Annotated in this window: 20 protein-coding genes and 3 tRNA genes; 18 read left to right on the top strand and 5 right to left on the bottom strand. The window is 67.1% G+C overall.

All coding sequences use genetic code 11. The features are described 5' to 3' along the window. Position 1 precedes the first annotated feature (1 nt). A complete protein-coding gene (gene sucC / locus E0L93_RS08545; protein ID WP_132690921.1) occupies positions 2-1,147 on the bottom strand; it encodes an ADP-forming succinate--CoA ligase subunit beta in 1,146 nt (381 codons plus the stop codon). A gap of 85 nt (positions 1,148-1,232) precedes the next feature. On the opposite strand from sucC, the gene E0L93_RS08540 reads away from it, so the two are divergent. From E0L93_RS08540 to E0L93_RS08525, 4 genes are read left to right on the top strand one after another with little or no spacing between them, the layout of a single operon-like run. Further along, a complete protein-coding gene (locus tag E0L93_RS08540) occupies positions 1,233-1,937 on the top strand; it encodes a biotin--[acetyl-CoA-carboxylase] ligase (RefSeq protein ID WP_165874251.1) in 705 nt (234 codons plus the stop codon). Then, entirely contained in the window at positions 1,931-2,626 is a 696-nt protein-coding gene (locus E0L93_RS08535; RefSeq protein WP_132690917.1) for a DUF554 domain-containing protein, read from the top strand. The genes E0L93_RS08540 and E0L93_RS08535 overlap by 7 nt, the downstream gene beginning before the upstream one ends. A gap of 59 nt (positions 2,627-2,685) precedes the next feature. Beyond that, positions 2,686-2,919 carry a hypothetical protein gene (locus E0L93_RS08530; RefSeq protein ID WP_207890383.1) on the top strand — a complete coding sequence of 78 codons (234 nt, stop codon included), beginning with the start codon at positions 2,686-2,688 and terminating at the stop codon, positions 2,917-2,919. Positions 2,920-2,933: 14 nt separating this feature from the next. Further along, positions 2,934-3,164, top strand: a complete 231-nt coding sequence (locus E0L93_RS08525) for a hypothetical protein (RefSeq protein WP_132690913.1) — start codon at positions 2,934-2,936, stop codon at positions 3,162-3,164. Between the two features lie 48 nt (positions 3,165-3,212). Here the strand turns inward: E0L93_RS08525 and pruA are convergent, their stop codons facing one another. Next, complete coding sequence (gene pruA / locus E0L93_RS08520) at positions 3,213-4,766, bottom strand: L-glutamate gamma-semialdehyde dehydrogenase (RefSeq protein ID WP_132690911.1); 1,554 nt, start codon at positions 4,764-4,766, stop codon at positions 3,213-3,215. Between the two features lie 99 nt (positions 4,767-4,865). On the opposite strand from pruA, the gene mce reads away from it, so the two are divergent. The 4 genes from mce (at position 4,866) to E0L93_RS08500 (ending at position 8,736) form a co-directional block, all read left to right on the top strand. Further along, a complete protein-coding gene (gene mce, locus E0L93_RS08515; protein WP_132690909.1) occupies positions 4,866-5,279 on the top strand; it encodes a methylmalonyl-CoA epimerase in 414 nt (137 codons plus the stop codon). A 2-nt stretch (positions 5,280-5,281) separates the two neighbouring features. Continuing rightward, positions 5,282-6,871, top strand: a complete 1,590-nt coding sequence (locus tag E0L93_RS08510) for an acyl-CoA mutase large subunit family protein (protein ID WP_132690907.1) — start codon at positions 5,282-5,284, stop codon at positions 6,869-6,871. Between the two features lie 77 nt (positions 6,872-6,948). After that, positions 6,949-8,130, top strand: a complete 1,182-nt coding sequence (locus tag E0L93_RS08505; RefSeq protein WP_132690905.1) for an Mrp/NBP35 family ATP-binding protein — start codon at positions 6,949-6,951, stop codon at positions 8,128-8,130. Between the two features lie 21 nt (positions 8,131-8,151). After that, positions 8,152-8,736: a nitroreductase family protein gene (locus E0L93_RS08500; RefSeq protein ID WP_132690903.1), complete on the top strand. Its 585-nt coding sequence runs from the start codon at positions 8,152-8,154 to the stop codon at positions 8,734-8,736. Positions 8,737-8,879: 143 nt separating this feature from the next. Here the strand turns inward: E0L93_RS08500 and E0L93_RS08495 are convergent, their stop codons facing one another. Further along, positions 8,880-9,668, bottom strand: coding sequence for an MBL fold metallo-hydrolase (locus tag E0L93_RS08495; protein ID WP_165874250.1), 789 nt, complete (start codon positions 9,666-9,668; stop codon positions 8,880-8,882). Positions 9,669-9,811: 143 nt separating this feature from the next. Between E0L93_RS08495 and E0L93_RS08490 the strand changes: the two genes are divergently transcribed. Continuing rightward, entirely contained in the window at positions 9,812-10,795 is a 984-nt protein-coding gene (locus tag E0L93_RS08490) for a CAP domain-containing protein (protein ID WP_132690899.1), read from the top strand. On the opposite strand, the gene E0L93_RS08485 is transcribed toward E0L93_RS08490, so the two are convergent. Next, positions 10,782-12,020, bottom strand: coding sequence for a geranylgeranyl reductase family protein (locus E0L93_RS08485; protein WP_165874249.1), 1,239 nt, complete (start codon positions 12,018-12,020; stop codon positions 10,782-10,784). The genes E0L93_RS08490 and E0L93_RS08485 overlap by 14 nt on opposite strands. Before the next feature lie 48 nt (positions 12,021-12,068). Next, positions 12,069-13,142 carry a hypothetical protein gene (locus E0L93_RS08480; protein WP_132690895.1) on the bottom strand — a complete coding sequence of 358 codons (1,074 nt, stop codon included), beginning with the start codon at positions 13,140-13,142 and terminating at the stop codon, positions 12,069-12,071. Between the two features lie 175 nt (positions 13,143-13,317). Between E0L93_RS08480 and E0L93_RS08475 the strand changes: the two genes are divergently transcribed. The 9 genes from E0L93_RS08475 (at position 13,318) to E0L93_RS08435 (ending at position 18,410) form a co-directional block, all read left to right on the top strand. Continuing rightward, positions 13,318-13,926, top strand: a complete 609-nt coding sequence (locus E0L93_RS08475; RefSeq protein WP_132690893.1) for a YIP1 family protein — start codon at positions 13,318-13,320, stop codon at positions 13,924-13,926. Between the two features lie 45 nt (positions 13,927-13,971). Further along, a complete protein-coding gene (locus E0L93_RS08470; RefSeq protein WP_132690891.1) occupies positions 13,972-14,238 on the top strand; it encodes a hypothetical protein in 267 nt (88 codons plus the stop codon). 69 nt (positions 14,239-14,307) lie between these two features. After that, positions 14,308-15,318, top strand: a complete 1,011-nt coding sequence (locus E0L93_RS08465) for an isocitrate/isopropylmalate dehydrogenase family protein (RefSeq protein ID WP_243638164.1) — start codon at positions 14,308-14,310, stop codon at positions 15,316-15,318. Positions 15,319-15,345: 27 nt separating this feature from the next. Beyond that, complete coding sequence (locus tag E0L93_RS08460; RefSeq protein ID WP_132690887.1) at positions 15,346-16,509, top strand: NAD-dependent epimerase/dehydratase family protein; 1,164 nt, start codon at positions 15,346-15,348, stop codon at positions 16,507-16,509. A gap of 7 nt (positions 16,510-16,516) precedes the next feature. After that, positions 16,517-17,650 carry a glycosyltransferase family 4 protein gene (locus tag E0L93_RS08455; protein WP_132690885.1) on the top strand — a complete coding sequence of 378 codons (1,134 nt, stop codon included), beginning with the start codon at positions 16,517-16,519 and terminating at the stop codon, positions 17,648-17,650. Next, a complete protein-coding gene (locus tag E0L93_RS08450) occupies positions 17,647-18,105 on the top strand; it encodes a GtrA family protein (protein WP_165874248.1) in 459 nt (152 codons plus the stop codon). The genes E0L93_RS08455 and E0L93_RS08450 overlap by 4 nt, the downstream gene beginning before the upstream one ends. Positions 18,106-18,140: 35 nt before the next feature. Beyond that, a tRNA-Gly gene (locus E0L93_RS08445) sits at positions 18,141-18,213 on the top strand. A gap of 28 nt (positions 18,214-18,241) precedes the next feature. Further along, positions 18,242-18,312, top strand: a tRNA-Cys gene (locus E0L93_RS08440). 26 nt (positions 18,313-18,338) lie between these two features. After that, positions 18,339-18,410: transfer RNA gene (locus tag E0L93_RS08435), tRNA-Val, on the top strand. The last annotated feature ends 4 nt before the right edge of the window (positions 18,411-18,414 follow it).

Raw genomic sequence — 18,414 nt, 5'->3', positions numbered from 1 at the left:
TCTACCTCCCCTGGGCCAGCTCCACGGTGCGCCGGGCCGCATCCAGCATCGTCTCCTCGGTGTGCACGTTCTCCGGTGCGTTCTGCGCCAGAAGCTCCCGGCCCTCCTCGGCGTTCGTGCCGTCCAGGCGCACCACGATCGGCAGCTCCACGTCCACCCGGTCCAAGGCGGCGAGCAGGCCCTTGGCGACCTCGTCGCCGCGCGTGATGCCGCCGAAGATGTTGAAAAACACGCTCCTGACCCGCTCGTTGGAGACCACGATCTCGAGCGCGGTCGCGATCTTCTCAGCATCCGCGCCGCCGCCCACGTCGCAGAAGTTGGCGGGGGAGCCTCCGGCCTGGGCCACCACGTCCAGCGTGCTCATAACCAGGCCCGCGCCGTTGCCCAGGATGCCTACGTCACCGTCCAGCTTCACGTACTGGAGCCCGACCTCTTTGGCGCGCCGCTCCTGCGGGTCCTCGGCCTCTACGTCTCGAAGGCCGGCGAGATCCTCGTGCCGGTACAGGCTGGAGTCGTCTATGGTCACCTTGGCGTCGAGCGCGATCACCTCTCCCTCTTCGGTGACGGCCAGGGGGTTGATCTCCACGAGGCTCGCGTCGCTGCCGCAGAAAGCTTCGTAGAGTCCGTTCAGCACCCGGCCCAGCCCCTTGGCCGTCCCGCCCTCCAGGCCGGAGGCGAAGGTGATGCGCCGGACCTGATACGGCAGCAAGCCCAGCAACGGGTTGACGTGCAGCCGGACTATGGCCTCCGGGTTCCGCTCGGCAACCTCCTCGATATCCACGCCGCCTTCGGTGGAGAAGAGGATCAGGGGCTTCTTCTCCCGGCGGTCCACCGTGATCGAGAGGTACAGCTCCCGCGCTATCTCCGCCCCGGACTCCACGAGTACCCGGCGCACCCGGTGGCCCCGGATATCCATGCCCAGGATCTCGCGCGCCGCCCGGGCGGCCTCCTCGGGACCGCCGACCACCCGGATACCGCCGGCCTTACCGCGCCCGCCGGTCAGAACCTGCGCCTTGATCGCCACGGTGCCGCCGAACTCTCCGGCCACCCGGGCGGCCTCCTCAGGGGTCTCGACGACCCTGCCGCGCAGGGTCGGGATGCCGTAGCTTCTTAACACTTCCTTCCCTTGGTATTCGTAGAGATCCAAGCCTTCCCTCCGCTGAAGATCGCCGGTTGCCGTCCCGGATTATACGGAAGAGTGTGTGCTTCCGCTTCCCGCTATACTTCTACCCGTGAATGCCCGGGAGCTCTCATCCCTGAGCGCCGCCGCCGGTTTTCCCGTCTTCCACGTCGGGGCTGTGGGCTCGACGCAGGACTGGGTGAAGGCGCGCCTCGCCGAAATCCCCCCGCCCTTCGCGGTTCTGGCCGACCACCAGACCGCAGGCCGGGGCCGCCGCGGCAGCCCCTGGTACGACGAGCCGGGGGCTTCGCTCATCCTGAGCGCCGCCCTGAACCTGAGCGGCCTGCCGTTCCGCCCGGAGCTTTTGCCGCTCGCCGTCGGGCTCGCCGTGGCGCGGGAGCTGGAGGGGCTCGGTGTGAAGGGGGTGCGGATAAAGTGGCCGAACGACATCCTCGTCGGCGGGGAGAAGATCTGCGGCATCCTGGTGGAGACCGTGTTCTCCGGCGGTTTGCGGGTGGCCGTGGCCGGCATGGGGCTGAACGTGGACCGGGCGCCCTTCGGCACGTGCCTGCGGGAGCACGCTCCGGACGCCGACCGCCTGCAGCTGGCCGGTGACCTGCTGAGCGCTCTCCCGGAGTTGGGGTTCGATCCCGCAGCGTACGCCGCCCGGGACTACCTGCGCGGCCGGCGGGTGCGGGTGGGCGAGGTCTCCGGCGAGGCCGCCGGAATAGACGCGTCCGGGGCGCTCGTCGTGCGGCGGGATGAAGGGGGTTTCGAGCGCGTCCACGCCGGCGAGGTGCGGGTGGAGCATTGGTAGGGCTCGGAACGCTCATCAATATCGTCGCCGTGTTGGTCGGGGGCGGCCTCGGGGTCTTCGTCGGGAGGCGGCTCCCGGAGCGGATGCGCCGGACGGCCATGCACGCCATCGGGCTGGTGACCGTGCTGATCGGGGTCTCCTACTTCCTGGATTTCAGCAATCCCCTGGTGCCGCTGGTGAGCGTCGTCGCGGGTCTCGTGATCGGGGAGGCGGTCGGGATCGAGGACCGCCTCCGGGCCTTCGGAGACTCGCTGGAGCGGCGGTTCTCCGGCGGCAAGAGCCCGGTCAGCCGGGCGTTCGTGACCACGAGCCTCCTCTTCTGCGTCGGGCCGCTTACCGTGCTCGGCTCGCTGCAGGACGGCCTCACCGGGGACTACGGCCTGCTGGCTCTCAAGAGCTCGCTGGACTTCGTGGCCTCCCTCTCCTTCGCAGCGGTTCTGGGGTGGGGCGTGATGCTCTCGGCCGGGACCGTGCTCGTGGTGCAGGGGAGCATCACGCTGGGGGCGAGCTTCGTGCAGGGTCTGATCTCGGAGGCCATGATCTCCGCCATGGCCGCCACCGGCGGCGTTCTCATCCTGGGGCTGGGGCTCGGGTTGCTGGAGATCCGGGAGATCCGGGTCGCCAACATGCTCCCCGGGCTCCTGGTGGCCCCGGTGCTGGTGGCTGCGGCTCCGCTGTGGCCGTTGTAGAGTAAGGGAAGTACGTTTCCTGTAAACTCTTATGGACCCGCTAGCGTGTGTGAGGTGATGTGATGGAGAGCAGGCAGGAGAGCGCGAACCGGCGCCGGATCTCCGGCACCCCTCTGGACCTGCGGTACGATGTCAATCCGCGGGGCATCCGGGAGGTGGTCATAGACTACGGCGAGGAGACCCGGGAGGTCTGGCGGCCTCAGGGCGAGAAGCGGGAGTTCGAGGCCTACGAGCTCTTCCAGATGGCCACCTACCTGAAGGATCTGGCGGTTCAGCAGCGTCGCAAGCAGTAGCGAGGGAGGCACGGTTGGCGAGGTATCTGCACGGCATAAAGTGTGATCTCGAGGGGGCTCCGAACCCCTCTTCCATCAGGAATATCCGCAAGATAGTCGTGCGCTACGCCGACGGCGGCGAGATGCACTTCGAGCCCGAACCGGGGCTCGACTCGCTCGGGGAGGACGAGATTCTGGAGCTCTCCAAGATCTTCTTCAAGGCCGCCGAACGCGTCGAGTGGGCCGAGCACACGGGCAAGGGCTGACAAGAAGTGAAGAGAGCCCCCGCGGGGGCTCTCTCATTACCGGGCTATTCAGAATCTCTCCACGACGGTCTTGGCCTGCATGTGCAGCGGCAGGTAGTCGGGGCCTCCGGCCTTGGAGTCGGTCCCGCTCATGTCGAAGCCGCCGAAGGGCTGCACCCCGACCAGCGCGCCCGTGATCTTGCGGTTGAAGTAGAGGTTGCCGGCCTTGAACTCGTGGCGGGCGCGCTCCAGGTGCTCGCGGTCTCCCGAGTACACACCCCCGGTCAGACCGTAGGGGCTGTCGTTGGCGATGCGCAGGGCCTCGTCGAAGTCGCGGGCCCTGATGACCGAGAGCACGGGACCGAAGATCTCTTCCTGCGCTATCCTGGCGCGCGGGTCCACCTCAGCGTAGACGGTGGGCGGTATGAAGTAGCCTTTCTCGGGGCTGTTGGGGTCTTCGCCCAGGACGCGCTCGCCCTCCCCCTTGCCGATCTCTATGTAGCCTGTGACCTTCTCGAACTGCGGCTCGCTGATGACCGGTCCCACGAACACCTCCGGGCTCTCCGGAGCGCCGACGTTCAGCGCCCGCGCCTTCTCCACGACCTTCTGGAGCACCTCGTCGTAGACGTCCTGGTGGATGATGGCGCGCGAGGCGGCACTGCACTTCTGGCCCGCATAGCCGTAGGCGCTGATGATGAGGTCTTGAGCTGCGCTCTCCAGGTCTGCCGAGGCGTCCACGATCATGGCGTCCTTGCCGCCCATCTCGGCGATGACGCGCTTGATCCAGCGCTGAGCGGGTCTCTGGCGGGCGGCCAGCTCGTTGATCCTGAGCCCTGTCCTCATCGAGCCGGTGAACGAGATGAAGCGCGTCCGGGGGTCGGAGACGAGGTAGTCGCCGATCTCGGAGCCGTAGCCCGGGCAGAAGTTGCACACGCCCTCCGGAAGCCCGGCTTCGCGGAAGATGTCTGCCACCTGCGCCCCGATGACCGATGTGTACTCCGAGGGCTTCATCACGATGGTGTTGCCGGTGACGATGGCCGCGCTGGACATCCCGGTGAGGATGGCGGTCGGGAAGTTCCAGGGGGCGATGATCACGCCCACCCCGAGCGGCTGGTAGAAGTACCGGCTCTCCTCGCCCGCCACGGAGTAGACCTCCTTGCCGTCTTTGAGCCGGAGCATCTCGCGAGCGTAGTACTCCAGGAAGTCGATGGCCTCGGCGACCTGTGCGTCGGCCTCGGCCCAGGGCTTGCCGCCCTCGTATACCTCCCAGGCCAGCAGCTCGAACCGGCGGCGCTTCATGATCGCCGAAGCCTTCAGCAGTATGCGCGCCCGGGCCTCCGGATCGCTCCGGCTCCACCACTCGAACGCCCGGGTGGCCGCCTCGAGCGCCCGGTCGGCCTCCCGTTCGGTGGCGCGCCCCACGCGGCCCACCACCTGCGGGGGATCGGCCGGATTCACGGAGACGATCTCGCCCTCGGTCTCGACCGGCTTGCCCCCGATGATGAGCGGGTAGCTCTCTCCTAGCCGCTCCCCGACCTTCTTCAGGGCAGCGCGCATCTTCTCGACGTTCTCTTCGTCCGACCAGTCTAGATAGGGCTCGTTTCTGTAGGGCGGGAGTCCCATCTTCCCGTTCCTCCTTGTTAGGAATACCGCAACCTGTCTCAAGTGTTATTTTACAGGTGTGTAACTGGCAGCGGGCTTCACGTATGAGGAGCGTATCGGATGCTGAAGCGCATATACCATCTGGGGTACGCCGTAGAAGACCTGGAGGTCGCCGCCCGGTTCTACCGGGAGAATCTGGGGGTAGAGATAGAGGAACCGGAGGAGGTAGAGGAGCAGGGCATCCGGGCCGCGATGTTCCGGGTGGGGGACTCGGCGGTCGAGCTGGTCGAGCCCACCTGCCCCGACTCGCCGGTCGGGAAGTTCCTGCGAAAGCGGGGGGAGGGCTTCCACCACGTGGCGTTCGAGGTGGAGGATCTGGAGGCGGCGCTGGCCGAGCTGAAGGAGCGGGGCGTGGAGCTCATAGACGAGAGGCCGCGGGTAGGGGTGGGCGGCTCGAAGATGGCCTTCATCCACCCCAAGGGCGCGCACGGGGTGCTGACCGAGCTCGTGGAGCTGCCGGAGAAGGAGGCGTAGCTGTGGGCAGGAAGACCGGAGACGAACGCAGGACGGAGTCCGGCATCGAGATAAAGCCCGTCTACCGGCCCGGGGACCTGGAGGACTTCGACTACGAGGAGAGGCTGGGCGATCCCGGCGAGTATCCCTACACCCGCGGGCCGTACCCCACCATGTACCGCGGGCGGCCCTGGACCATCCGCCAGTACGCGGGGTTCGGCACCGCGAGGGAGACCAACCGGCGCTTCCGCTACCTGCTGGAGCGTGGCCAGACCGGGCTTTCGGTCGCCTTCGACCTCCCCACCCAGATGGGCCGCGATTCGGATCACTACCTGGCTGCCGGCGAGGTCGGCAAGGTCGGGGTGGCCATAGACGCGCTGCCGGACATGCGGGATCTCTTCGAGGGCATCCCCTTGAAGGAGGTCTCCACCTCCATGACCATCAACGCCACGGCCGCCATCCTGCTCTTGCTGTACTCGCTCGTCGGCGAGGAGCAGGGTGCGGACCCCGCAGAGCTCGCCGGGACCACGCAGAACGACATCCTCAAGGAGTACCTGGCGCGGGGCACCTACATCTACCCGCCCGCGCCCTCGATGCGCCTTACGACCGACATGTTCGCCTACTGCGCGCGGGAGATGCCGCGCTGGAACACGATCTCAATCAGCGGCTACCACATCCGGGAGGCGGGCTCCACGGCGGTGCAGGAGCTGGCCTTCACGCTAGCCAATGCAATAGCCTATGTGGAGGGCGCGGTGGAGGCCGGGCTGGAGGTGGACAGCTTCGCCCCGCGTCTCTCGTTCTTCTTCAACGCCCACAACAACCTCTTTCAGGAGGTCGCCAAGTACCGGGCGGCACGGAGGATGTGGGCGAAGATCATGAAGGAGCGCTTCGGGGCCAGGGATGAGAAGAGCATGAAGCTGCGCTTCCACACCCAGACGGCGGGCTCCTCGCTCACCGCCCAGCAGGCAGAGAACAACATCGTAAGGACCGCCGTGCAGGCGCTCTCCGCCATTCTGGGCGGCACGCAGAGCCTGCACACCAACGCATTTGATGAGGCGCTGGCGCTGCCCTCGGAGCGGAGCGCGACCATAGCGCTGCGCACGCAGCAGATCCTGGCGCACGAGGCCGGGCTCATGGACACGGTGGACCCGCTGGCCGGCTCGTACTTCATCGAGGCGCTCACCGACGAGCTGGAGGAGAAGGCGTGGGAGAAGATCCGGGAGATAGACGAGCTCGGCGGGGCCGTGCGCGCGATCGAGGAGCGGCACATGCAGCGCGAGATCGAGGAGGCTGCCTTCCGCTACCAGCAGGAGATCGAAAAGGGCGAGCGCGTGGTGGTCGGCGTCAACCGCTACGTAACCGAAGAGGAGGATCTGGACGTAGAGCTGCACTCGGTGGACGAGGCGATCCGCGACCGGCAGATCGAGCGCCTGGAGGAGCTGCGTGCCGGCCGCAGCGAGAAGGAGGTCCGGCGCGCGCTGGAGCGGGTGAAGAAGGCTGCCGCGGGCGAGGAGAACCTGCTCTACCCGATGAAGGACGCTCTGGCCGCTTACGCGACGCTCGGCGAGGTCTCCGACGCTCTGCGCGAGGTCTTCGGGGAATACCGGCCGTAGGCCGGACTCCCCGGGCTGGTGTGGTAAGATCGAGACGCATTCCTGATAGGCGAGCTGAAGCGGAGGTCTGGCACAAGATGGGGCTGTTTGGCTGGCGCCGACGGAAGAGGGAGGACCGGCGGCCGGAGCATCAGGACGCAGCGGGGGATCCGGTCGGCGGGGCGGCTTCGCAGGGGCGACCGGAGCCACTCTCGGAGGCCGGCATCCGGGAGGCGCTCAAGGACGTACGCGATCCGGAGATCGGGCGCGATCTGGTCTCGCTGAACATGGTCCGGGAGGTCCGGATCGAGGGCTCGCGCGTCACCGTCGGGGTGGCGCTCACCACCGGGGGCTGTCCCATGCAGCACCGGATCACGCAGGACATCCGGGACCGGCTGAGTGAGATCGAGGGCGTCGAGGATGTTGAGGTGGACTTCGGCGTGATGACCGACCGGGAGCGGCAGAACCTCTTCAGCACGGTGCACGGCGGTCCGGACGAGCTGGCCCCGGCCTTCCGGGACGAGTCCAGGACGCGTGTGATCGCCGTGGTCTCCGGCAAGGGCGGCGTCGGGAAGAGCACGGTGGCCGTCAACCTGGCCGCCGCGCTCAAGAGCGCCGGGCACTCGGTCGCCATCCTGGACGCCGACGTATACGGATCCTCGGTGCCGGTCATGCTCGGCTCGCGCGAGCGGCCGAACGTGGTGGAGGGTGTGATCTTCCCGGTCGAGGCGCGCGGGCTCAAGTTTATCTCCATGGGCAACCTCGTTGAGGAGGGGCAGGCCATAATCTGGCGCGCCCCGATCGTGAACAAGGCGCTAACCCAGCTGATGCGCGACGTCTACTGGGATGAGCCGGACTTCGTCGTGGTGGACATGCCGCCCGGCACCGGGGACGTGGCGCTCACCATCGCCCAGCGCATTCCGAAGGCCGAGGCGCTGGTGGTCACCACGCCGCAGGCCGACGCTGCCCGCGTGGCGGTGAAGGCCGGCAGGATGGCCGTTCAGGCTCACCTGAAGGTCATCGGGGTGGTCGAGAACATGAGCTACGCCACCTGCCCGGACTGTGGCAAGGAGCTGCAGATCTTCGGGGGCGACGGTGGCCGTGCGGTGGCCGGAGCACTGGAGGTGGACGTGCTGGGGCGCATCCCGATCCTGCCAGACGCCTCCGGCGAGCCCGGCAACGCTCTCTACCCGGAGGATTCCGGGCCGGGCCGGGCGTTCGCCGAGATCGCGCACCGGCTCGCCGGGATGAAGGCCCGCCGGCGGCTCAGGGTGCTGTAGTCGGTACTCCGGGAGTGCGGCTTGGACGTCTTTGAGGCCATAGAGACCCGGAGGAGTATCGGGAGGGTCCGGCCGGACCCGGTGCCGCGGGAGCACATAGAGAAGATCCTGGAGAGCGCCGTCCACGCTCCGAACCACAAGCTGACGGAGCCGTGGGAGTTTCACGTCTTCGTGGGGAAGGGCCGGGGAGAGCTGGCCCGGGCCCGGGCGGAGCTGGCCCGCATCCGGGCGGCGGCGGAGGGAGAGGACGGGGAGATGGCGGCCGGCCGCATCAGCCGGGAGCGCAAGAAGGCCTTCCGGGCCCCGGTGGTCATCGCGGTCATCTCCAAAGCCGGCCGGGACGAGGTGGAGACGCTGGAGAACTACGGGGCCTGTTGCGCGGCTATCCAGAACATGCAGCTCGCCGCCCACGCGCTCGGGCTGGCCTGCATGTGGCGCACCGGGCCGCCATCCTATGATGATTACATGCGAAAGTTCTTCGGTCTTGGCAAGGGGGATGTTATCGCCGCCTACCTGTATATCGGCTACCCGGACATGCCGCTCGTGCGTCGGCGCAGAACCCCGGTTGAGCAGAAGACCGTCTGGCATGAAGAACCGGAGCGTTAGCCGTTCGGTGCGCCCCGGGAGGAGGTATGCGTTGCTCGTCAACATGATGCGGGAGGATCTTATATGCGCTTCATAGTCCGGAGGCTCCTGATTCTGGCCCTGCCGTTCATCTGGCGCAAGTTCAAAGAGCGCCGGAGGCGGCGCTAGCCCTCGAACGGGACGCCCTTGAACCCGCCCTTCTCCGTGCGCAGGATGCGGGCTACGGCGAGGGTGGGTTCGTGGTAGAGGAAGACGGGCAGCCGCCGGCGCTCGGCTTCGGAGAGGATCTCGGCCCGGTTGCGGCGGGCGGCCTCCGGGTCGGTGTCGGCGCTGCTGATCAGGTCCGGATTCAGGAAGATGTTGCTCGGGGCCAGATCCCCGGTGAAGAGGGCGGCCTCGCCCCCGGACTCTATCCAGACTATCTGGTGTCCGGCAGCATGTCCCGGCCGCACCTCCACGCGCACGCCGGGGACTATCTGCACATCTCCCTCCAGAAGCACGGCCCAGTCCTCCTCTGCGGCGTGCCGGGCGGAGGCGGCTACCTCGCGCCGGGGATGTCCTGCGGGCATCCCCGCGGCTTCCTCGAGTGCCGCTCGCTGCAGGTAGACGGTGGCGTTCGGGAAGTGGCGCTCCTGCAGGGCCCAACCCGCGTGGTCCGGGTCGAGGTGGGAGAGGACGATGTGGGTTACATCCTCGGGTTCGTAGCCGGCCTCGCGCAGGCTCTGCGGCAGACTGCGCTCGCGCCGGAGGGTGTAGCTCTCCTTCAAGCCCGGTGGGATCTCCGGTCCGAAGCCCGCATCCAGCAGCACGATGTGCTCCGCCGTGACGGCCAGAACGGGTTGCAGGGCGCCCCGGATCCTGGCCCGCAGGCTGTCGTCACCTAGCAGGTTCCCTGCGGCCGTGGTGAAGATGCCGTCCTCCAGCGCGCGCAGCTCTACCTCGCCGATTCTCAAGCTTTCTCTCGCCAAGTCTCCCACCGCCTCGCCGTAGTTTTCCGCGCCCGGAAATGATAACCCCGGGGTTCGCCCCGCACTATATTGACACCGCCCTCTGAGGCGGATTAACTTAAAGCAGGCCGGGAGAGAGGGGAGAGAGGTTGCAGCCCGGTAGATGGATGCTTCTGATAGCTTTGCTGGTCCTCCTCGGAGCGGTCGCCGTTCGGGGTGAGAGCGCGCGGGCGCAATCGTACGATGCCGAGGAGCTGCGTTTCCTGGAGCTGATCAACGAGTACCGCCAGACCAACGGCCTCGACCCCCTGCTTCTCTCCGACACGCTCTCGGTCGCCGCCGAACGGCATTCGGAGGACATGGGCCGCTACGGCTTCGTGGCCCACGACACGCTGGCCAGCTCTTACTACCCGGCCGGGACGAAGTTCCACGAGCGCATGGCCGCCGAGGGATATGCGTACAACACCTACAAGGCCGAGAACATCGCGGCCGGGTTGAGGACCGCCGGGGAGGTCTTCGCGGGCTGGCGCGATTCTCCGGGGCACGACGCCAACATGCTGGACCCGAGGCACCGGGTGATCGGGATCGGGCGGGCGTACGTGCCGGGGTCGCGCCACGGCTGGTACTGGACCACGAACTTCGGTGCCGAGGCCGATCCCTCGGTGCGGGGACGGGCGGACGGCGCTCTGGACCCTGCGGATTGGGTGCAGCGCTCCGCGGGAGCCCGCGAGCTCATAGCGGACGGCAGGGCGCATCTCGGGGGCTACGCCGCCGGGCGGGATGTGTTGCAGCGGAGGGTGGAACTGCCCGGGGACAGGCCGCGTCTCTCCTATCGAGTGCGCGTCGCGGGCGGTGAAGAGAGCTCGGGCGAGCTGCGGGTTCAGATCCTGAACCGCAGGGGAGAGCGCCTGGCCACCCTCAGGGCCTACGGCGCGGAGGACGCCGGGCGGGTCATAGAGGAGGACATCGGGCTCTCCAGATTCGCGGGCCGGGAGGTCGTGCTGAGGTTCGAGGCCGTCACCGGGGAGGGGCCCGCCGCCCGCTTCGTGCTCCACCGCGTACGGGTGGGAGCGCCGGATCTTGAGAGCGAGCCGCAGCCCGCTGAGGAGGAGCTAATCATCAGCCGCGACTAGCGGCGATCGCGCGCAGCGTGCGCACCAGAGCCGCCGGGTGCCTGATTAGGCCGTAGACCGCGGTATCCCCGGTGAAGCTGGCCACCAACGTCCGGCGCAGTTCAGGGTCCTTCTCGCACTCCTTGAAGAGGGGCTCCATCATCGAGAGGCTGGGCACCAGGTTGGTGAGCGCGTACCCGGAGAAGTGCTCGCGGGCGCGCTGGCGCCGCAGCTGGCGCTCGTAGCCCGAGAGCAGCCGGGCGGAGAAGTCCCGGCGGGCGTGTGCCTCGTAAGCCCAGGAGGCTGCCAGCCGGCCGCTCTCGAGGGCGTACCCCACGCCCTCGCCGCTGATGGGGTGGATCATGCTCCCCGCGTCTCCGGCCATCATCACGCCCTGTGCGTAGCGCTTCGCGCCCCACATGCCCATCTTTAGCGACCAGCTCCTGGGCAATCCTTCGGGCTCGGCCCCGGCGAGCTGCCGCCGGACTTCGGGCTCTTGCAGGAAGCGGTCGTAGATCTGGTGCAGGGTGTGGGGGTGGCGGGCGAGCGTCTTCGTCGAGACCCCGGCCCCGACGTTGGCGCGGCCGTCGCCGAAGTAGAAGATCCAGCCGTACCCCGCTCCGTGCTCGTTCATGTCCTTGGTGATGAAGACCTGCAGGTATTCCCCGTCCGGATTCCGCACGTTCCGGAAGTACTGCCGCCGTGCAACGGCGTTCTGGCGGGCCTTTAGCCCCTCATCCTGGCAGAAGCCTCCCCCGGAGCCGTCGGCCACGATTACGAGCGGGGCTTCGTAGCGGACGGCTTCGCCGTTCGCCGCGGCCTCAAGTCCGGTAACCTCCCCCGCGGCCGAGCGCGTAAGCCCGGTGGCCCGCACGCCGGCATGGAAGGCTGCGCCGGAGCTGCGGGCCCGCTCCAGGATCTTGGCGTCGGTCTCTTCCCGCGGCACCACGTACCCGTACGGTCCGTGCAGGGTGGTGGGGCAGAGCTCCCGGAAGGCCGCCGTGTGGGTGTGGATGGCGAAACCCTTGAACCTGCCGTGCGCCGGTTCATCCAGCCAGTCGCCGAGGCCCATGAGCCGGAGCTCCGAAGCCGCGTGCGGCATCAGGCCGTCACCGCAGGGCTTGTCCCGGGGAAATTCCTGACGGTCGAGCAGGATCACGCTCAGCCCCGCCCGGGCTGCGTAGTAGGCGGCGGAAGACCCGGCGGGCCCCGCTCCTACCACCAGTACATCAGCACGCTCGGTCAAGTGGCTCGCACCCCTTCTCCATATCTGCCGCAACGAACCGGACTCTACCTAGAAACCCTCATCGGAGGTGACGCTCATGTAGGCGATGTCGACGAGGGGCACGCCGCTCTCCAGCGCCCGCTCGACCGAGCGGTGCAGGGCCTCGGCAGCGACCCCGGCGTCCGGAAGGTGACCGTCCAGCAGCCGGGCGGCGCGGGCTATCTCGTAGAAGGAGAACCGGCGGTGCTCGCCGGTGAGCCGCTGAATCGCCTGCAGCACCTCCGGCCGCAGCGAGACGAGCTGTTCCAGCCGCCAGCGGATCTCGTCCCCCGTAAAGCTGAGCGTCTGGTAGAGGCGGGCTATCTCCGAGACGGCGATGAGGGCCGCCGGCTCCTTCTGCAGGCGGCCGACCGTGACCTCGTCCAGGTACCGCCGGACGGTTATGCGGGCCAGCGAGAGCCGGCCGGCCTCGGTGTCTTCGCCCCTCAGCGGCCGGAACCGGTCCGGGAGGCCGGTCCCCGACAGGCTGCCGGGGGGCAGCTCTTCATCCCCGACGAAGACGCGTGGCGTGTGGCCGCCGGCGTAGTAGGAGATCTGGCGTACCAAGGTCCCGAGCGCGCATGTAGATTCGGGAGCCCGGATCTCGACCCACCGCCGCACCGTGCCGGAGTACAGCCGCTCCAGCGCGCGCCAGGTGGAGTCTCCCCGCAGATCCACCTCGCCGGGATTCTCGGTGACTATGGAGATCTCTACCTCCGGCAGCTCTCCGGCATAGGCCTCCCGGACGGAGTTCAGGAACTCGTGGAACTCCTCGTCCACCTCTCCGGAGAGGTAGCGGCGGCGCTCGGCGGGCAGCACGTACATCAGGCGGCTCTTTATCCGGCGCTCCTTGCCCTCGGCCGCTTTCAGGCGGTCTATGGCCTCGTAGAGCTCCCGCCGCCGCCGGTAGACCAGCCGGGAGAGCTCCTCGACCTCGGGGTCGTCTATGGAGCTGCCGGCCCACGCCTCATCCCGCGCGGCGCAGGCCGCTTCGTGGGCGTTCTCGGCCCGGAGCACGGCCTGTTCCTGCCGCTCGCGCTCGCGCTGGGCCTCGCCGAGTTCGCGTTCCAGCGTCTCTATCGTGGATGACACGAAGCGATTCACCCCTCTGGCTCTTCTGAAGATCCTCTCCCTCAATTCTATCCTAATCTAGTCCCGGACCGCAGAAGGTGTAACGGTCTGCGGAGGTCTGGCTGTCTACTCAGATAGATGGAGAGAGCAAGACGGGTTCGCGTCTTGCCGGAGAGGCGCAAAGAGTAACGGGAAGGATGGTGTGTATATGGGATTCAGATCCAGTAGTGATCCGGCCTCCGGAGTGGAGTTTGTGGCGAGCGACCCGCGGAGCTTCGTTCCGGCCGTAAGAAACGTAGTCCTGAGGCCGGCGAGGTTTTTCACCGGCATCCGCCGGAGGGGCGACTTCGTAAGCCCGCTGGTCTTCGCCGCAGTCTGCTACTTCGTATGGGTCCTTATCGGGGGGATACTTACGCTTACGGGTGTGGGAGCCGCCGAAGCGGGTCTCCTCGGGGAGGGGATTCTGGGCTTCATCGGGGGGCTTGTGATCTCCCCGGTGGTGGCGGTGATCCTGGCTCTGGTCTTCGCCGCCATCCTGCACGCCGCCGTCAGCTATCTGGTCCGGCCCAACTCGGGGTTTGAGGCCACCTTGCGGGCGATCTCCTACGCCTTCGTGGTGTATCTGGTGGCCTGGATCCCGGTGATCGGTTGGATACTCGCCCTGTACGGGCTCTACCTGATCTTCGCGGGTGTCCGGGGGATGCACGGCGCAGCCCCGCGCGAGGCTCTTATCTCGCTCGTGGTGCTTGTCGTGGTGGCCATCATACTGTTCGCGATCCTTGGCGGCGCCGCCTTCGGCATCTTCCTGGGTCTCTAGCGAGGGCTGTTTCGGAGGGCGGCTCTTTGGGGATGTAATTCCCTGATGAGGGAGTTTAAAGAACAGCGCGCCCCGCGGGCCCTAAAAGTCGGCCTCACCGCCGGGTGGGCGCTGCTCTTTCTGGCCGGCATCACGGCTGCCGTCTTCCTGGGCAGGATCCATCTCGGGGTGGTGCTCTTCGCTCTGGGAGCTATACTCTTCGCCATCCGGGGCTATCTGAGGACCGGGGACAAGGTGGTCGCCGGAGCCCTCATCTTCGTGGCGCTGGTGGCCATGGGGATCGAGGCCATAGTCTTCCTGCTCGGGCCGTAGATTAGCCCGCGCACCGCCTTCTCGGGTATAGTACATCCCGATTGGATGGCATCAGAAAGGAGTTCAGAGTTGGCCACACGCACCGTTTCGCTAATACCCGGGGATGGGATAGGGCCGGAGGTGACCGACTCCGTCAGAGCCGTGATAGAGGCTCTGGATGTGGGCATAGAGTGGGAGGTAGTGGAGGCCGGGGAGAAGGTCATTGAGAAGGAGGGCACGCCGCTCCCCGAGTACGTGCTGGAGTCCATCCGGCGCAACAAGGTCGCCCTCAAAGGTCCTTTGACCACGCCGGTCGGCACGGGGTTCCGCTCGGTCAACGTGGCGCTGCGCAAGGAGTTGGATCTCTACGCCAACATCCGGCCCAGCCAGAGCCTGCCGGGGATAGATCTGCCCTACAAGGATATAGATATCATCGTCTTTCGGGAGAACACGGAGGATCTGTACGCCGGCGTGGAGCACATGGTGGGCAGGAACGCTGCCGAGTCCATTAAGGTCATAACCCGCGAGGGCTGCGAGCGCATCTGCCGCATGGCGTTCGAGCAGTCGGTGGCCATGGGCCGGCGGCGCATAACGGTGGTCCACAAGGCGAATATCATGAAGTTCACCGACGGCATGTTCCGGGACATCTTCTACGAGATCTCCCGGGATTACGAGAATCGCTTCGAAGAGATAGACGACCGTATAGTCGACAATATGGCGATGCAGCTCGTCATCCGGCCGAATGAGTACGACGTGCTGGTCTGCCCCAACCTCTACGGCGACATCCTCTCGGACCTGTGCGCCGGTCTGGTCGGCGGGCTCGGTGTGGCTCCCGGGGCGAACGTGGGCGACGGTATCGCGCTCTTCGAGCCGGTGCACGGATCTGCGCCGAAGTACGCCGGGCAGAACCGGGCGAACCCGCTGGCTACACTGCTCTCGGCCAAGAACATGCTCATCTACATGGGGCTGCAGGAGGACGCGGAGAGGATGCAGCGGGCGATCAACGAGGCGCTGGCCTCCGAGAAGACCCGCACCAGGGATCTGGGGGGCACGGCGGGCACCAAGGAGTTCACGCAGGCCATAATAGACAACCTTCGGTAGGACTCTCTAAAAGACGGGGGACGACTCTTGCGTATCATCGTTGCAGGGGGAGACGGATTCTGCGGCTGGCCTACAGCGCTGCACCTCTCCGCCCGGGGCCACGAGGTCCTGATAGTGGACAGCCTCGTCCGTCGCGAGTGGGACCGCGAGCTCGGCACCGACTCGTTAACGGACATCGCTCCGATAGAGGACAGGGTGGCGCGCTGGAAGGAGGTCTCCGGCCGCGAGATCGGGGTCGCCATCGGGGATCTGAACGACGAGGAGTTCGTATACCGGACCCTGGACGGGTTCCGGCCGGAGGCGCTGGTGCACTACGCGGAGCAGCGCTCGGCGCCCTACTCGATGATAGACCGCAGCCACGCAGTGTTCACCCAGGTGAACAACGTCGTAGGCACGCTGAACCTGCTGTTCGCGATCCGGGAGCTGGTGCCGGAGTGCCACCTGATCAAGCTCGGCACCATGGGCGAGTACGGGACCCCGAACATAGATATCGAAGAGGGGTACATAACCATCGAGTACAAGGGGCGTACCGACACGCTGCCCTATCCCAAACAGCCCGGTTCGTTCTACCACCTCTCCAAGGTCCACGACTCGCACAACATAATGTTCGCCTGCCGCACCTGGGGGCTGAGGGCCACGGACCTGAATCAGGGTGTGGTCTACAACGTCGAGACGCCGGAGACCGCCTCAGACCCGGTGCTCACCAACCGCTACGACTACGACGGTGTCTTCGGCACGGCCCTGAACCGCTTCATAGCTCAGGCTGCGAGCGGGAACAGGATCACGGTCTACGGCAGAGGCGGCCAGACCCGGGGCTTCATAGACATCCGGGACACGGTACGGTGCATCGAGCTGGCGGCGCTGCACCCGGCGGAGCCCGGGGAGATGCGGGTCTTCAACCAGTTCACCGAGCAGTGGTCGGTACTGCAGCTGGGCCGGCTGGTGGAGAGGGTGGCCCGGGAGCTGGGCCTCAAACCCGAGCTTGTGCATCTGGAGAACCCGCGGGTGGAGAAGGAGTCTCACTACTACAACGCCGCCAACACCAGACTTAGAGATCTCGGGCTCAAGCCGCACCTCCTGACCGAGGAGACGGTGGAGAGGCTGCTCCTGATCGCCCTGGAGAACCGGGACCGGATCCATCCGGAGACCTTCGATCCGCGGGTAAACTGGCGCCGTTCGCGCTACAGGTAGGGGGGCGTTGCGCGTAGCGTTCTTCACGGAGACCTTCCTGCCTAAGGTGGACGGGGTCGTCACCCGTCTCCGGCACACGCTGGAGCACCTCTCGCAGATGGGAGACGAGGCGCTCGTTGTCGCTCCGAAGTATCCCGAAGGGGGACCGGGGTCTTACGCCGGAGCCCGGATACACCGGGTCGCCAGCGTGCCTTTCCCGCCGTACCCCGAGGTCAGGATAGCGCCCGCCAATCCGGCGGTCGGGCGCGCCCTCCGGAGGTTTGATCCCGACCTGATCCACGCCGTGCACCCGTTCGTTCTCGGGATGAGCGCACCCTACTACGCCCGGCGCCTGGGGGTGCCGCTCGTGGCCTCCTATCACGCCCACGTGGCGGCCTACGCCCGCTTCTACGGTCTCGGGTTCCTGCATGAGGCTGCGCGCTGGTACACCAGAGCCATCCACAACAGAGCCCGCCTCAACCTCTGCACCTCGGAGGCGACTATGCGGTACCTCCTCGCCGAGGGAGTGGAACGCGTGCACTTCTGGCCCCAGGGCGTGGATGCCGGCTTCTTCCGTCCGGATCGGGCCTCGAAAGAGTGGAGGCTGCGGCTCTCCGGCGGGAACCTTGAAAGCAGGCTGCTGCTCTTCGTGGGCCGGCTCGCCCCGGAGAAGGGTATCGAGCGGCTGAAGGCGGTGCTGCGGGAGGTGCCGGGGACGCGGCTCGCCGTGGTGGGGGACGGGCCCGCCCGGAGGGATCTGGAGCGCGAGTTTGCGGGTTCGCCGGTCGTGTTCACCGGGATGCTGCACGGCGAAGACCTGGCCGCGGCTTACGCCTCCGCCGACATCTTCGTCTTCCCTTCGACGACCGAGACGCTCGGGCTCGTGATGCTGGAGGCGCTGGCCTCCGGGCTGCCGGTGGTCGCAGCCGACGCCGGGGCGACGAGGGAGGTCGTGGAGGACGGCGCCTGCGGCCTGCTCTACGATCCGGACTCAGACGGGGCGCTCGTGCGGACCGTCGGCCGGTTGGTGAAGGATGACGTTCTGCGGCGGCGCATGGGCCGGGAGGCCCGCGCCACGGCCGAGAGGCGGAGCTGGCAGAATGCTACGGAGGCTCTGCGCGGGTTCTACGAGCTTGCGCGCTCCGGGAAGGGAGCAGAGTGACCGCCCGGCGGCGCGCCGTCCGGGGCGGCATCCGCTACTCCAAGTTCTCCGCGGTGGGAGCCGTCAACACGGCTGTGGACGTGGGGGTGCTGAACCTCTTGATCTGGCTTTTCCCCGCCGAGGAGAACCTCCGGCTCGTCGTCTACAACCTCGTTGCGCTGGTGGCTGCCAACCTCAACAGCTACCTCCTGAACAGCCGCTGGACCTTCCGGGAGCGGGCACGGGGAGATCTGCGGCAGAAGGTGCTCTTCGCGGCGCAGGCGGTAGTGAACGTGGGGGTCGCCACGGCGCTCTTCTGGCTGATGGTGCGCGTCCTGTTCGGGGCCACGGCGCTGCCTCCCGTCCTGGAGGCCAACATTGCCAAGGCGGTCTCCATGGTCGGAGCCTCGACGCTCAGCTTCTTCATCATGCGGTATGTGGTCTTCCGCGGCCGGAAGCCGGGGAGATGGTTGTAAGTCCGGCCGGAGCGTGGTACCATCTTCACCGGCTTGCGGAAGTAGCTCAGCTGGTAGAGCATCACCTTGCCATGGTGAGGGTCGCGGGTTCGAATCCCGTCTTCCGCTCTTAACGGCCGGTGGCGGCCAGACTCCTGGCGGCATGGCCGAGTGGTTAGGCAAGGGTCTGCAAAACCCTGTACCCCGGTTCGATTCCGGGTGCCGCCTCTCGGACGCGGCCGCCCGGACAATGTGGGCGATTAGCTCAGGGGGAGAGCGCTTCCTTGACGCGGAAGAGGTCAGTGGTTCGAATCCACTATCGCCCACTGC

This window comes from Rubrobacter taiwanensis (assembly GCF_004337705.1).
Classification (GTDB): domain Bacteria; phylum Actinomycetota; class Rubrobacteria; order Rubrobacterales; family Rubrobacteraceae; genus Rubrobacter_C; species Rubrobacter_C taiwanensis.
This window is presented reverse-complemented; position numbering and strand designations above follow the sequence as displayed.

Bases quoted from the DNA above. Each gene is read 5' to 3' on its own strand.
- E0L93_RS08470 (WP_132690891.1), top strand. From the start codon at position 13,972: ATGAGGGAGTTTAAAGAACAGCGCGCCCCGCGGGCCCTAAAAGTCGGC.
- mce (WP_132690909.1), top strand. From the start codon at position 4,866: ATGCTGAAGCGCATATACCATCTGGGGTACGCCGTAGAAGACCTGGAG.
- E0L93_RS08505 (WP_132690905.1), top strand. From the start codon at position 6,949: ATGGGGCTGTTTGGCTGGCGCCGACGGAAGAGGGAGGACCGGCGGCCG.
- pruA (WP_132690911.1), bottom strand. From the start codon at position 4,766: ATGGGACTCCCGCCCTACAGAAACGAGCCCTATCTAGACTGGTCGGAC.
- E0L93_RS08475 (WP_132690893.1), top strand. From the start codon at position 13,318: ATGGGATTCAGATCCAGTAGTGATCCGGCCTCCGGAGTGGAGTTTGTG.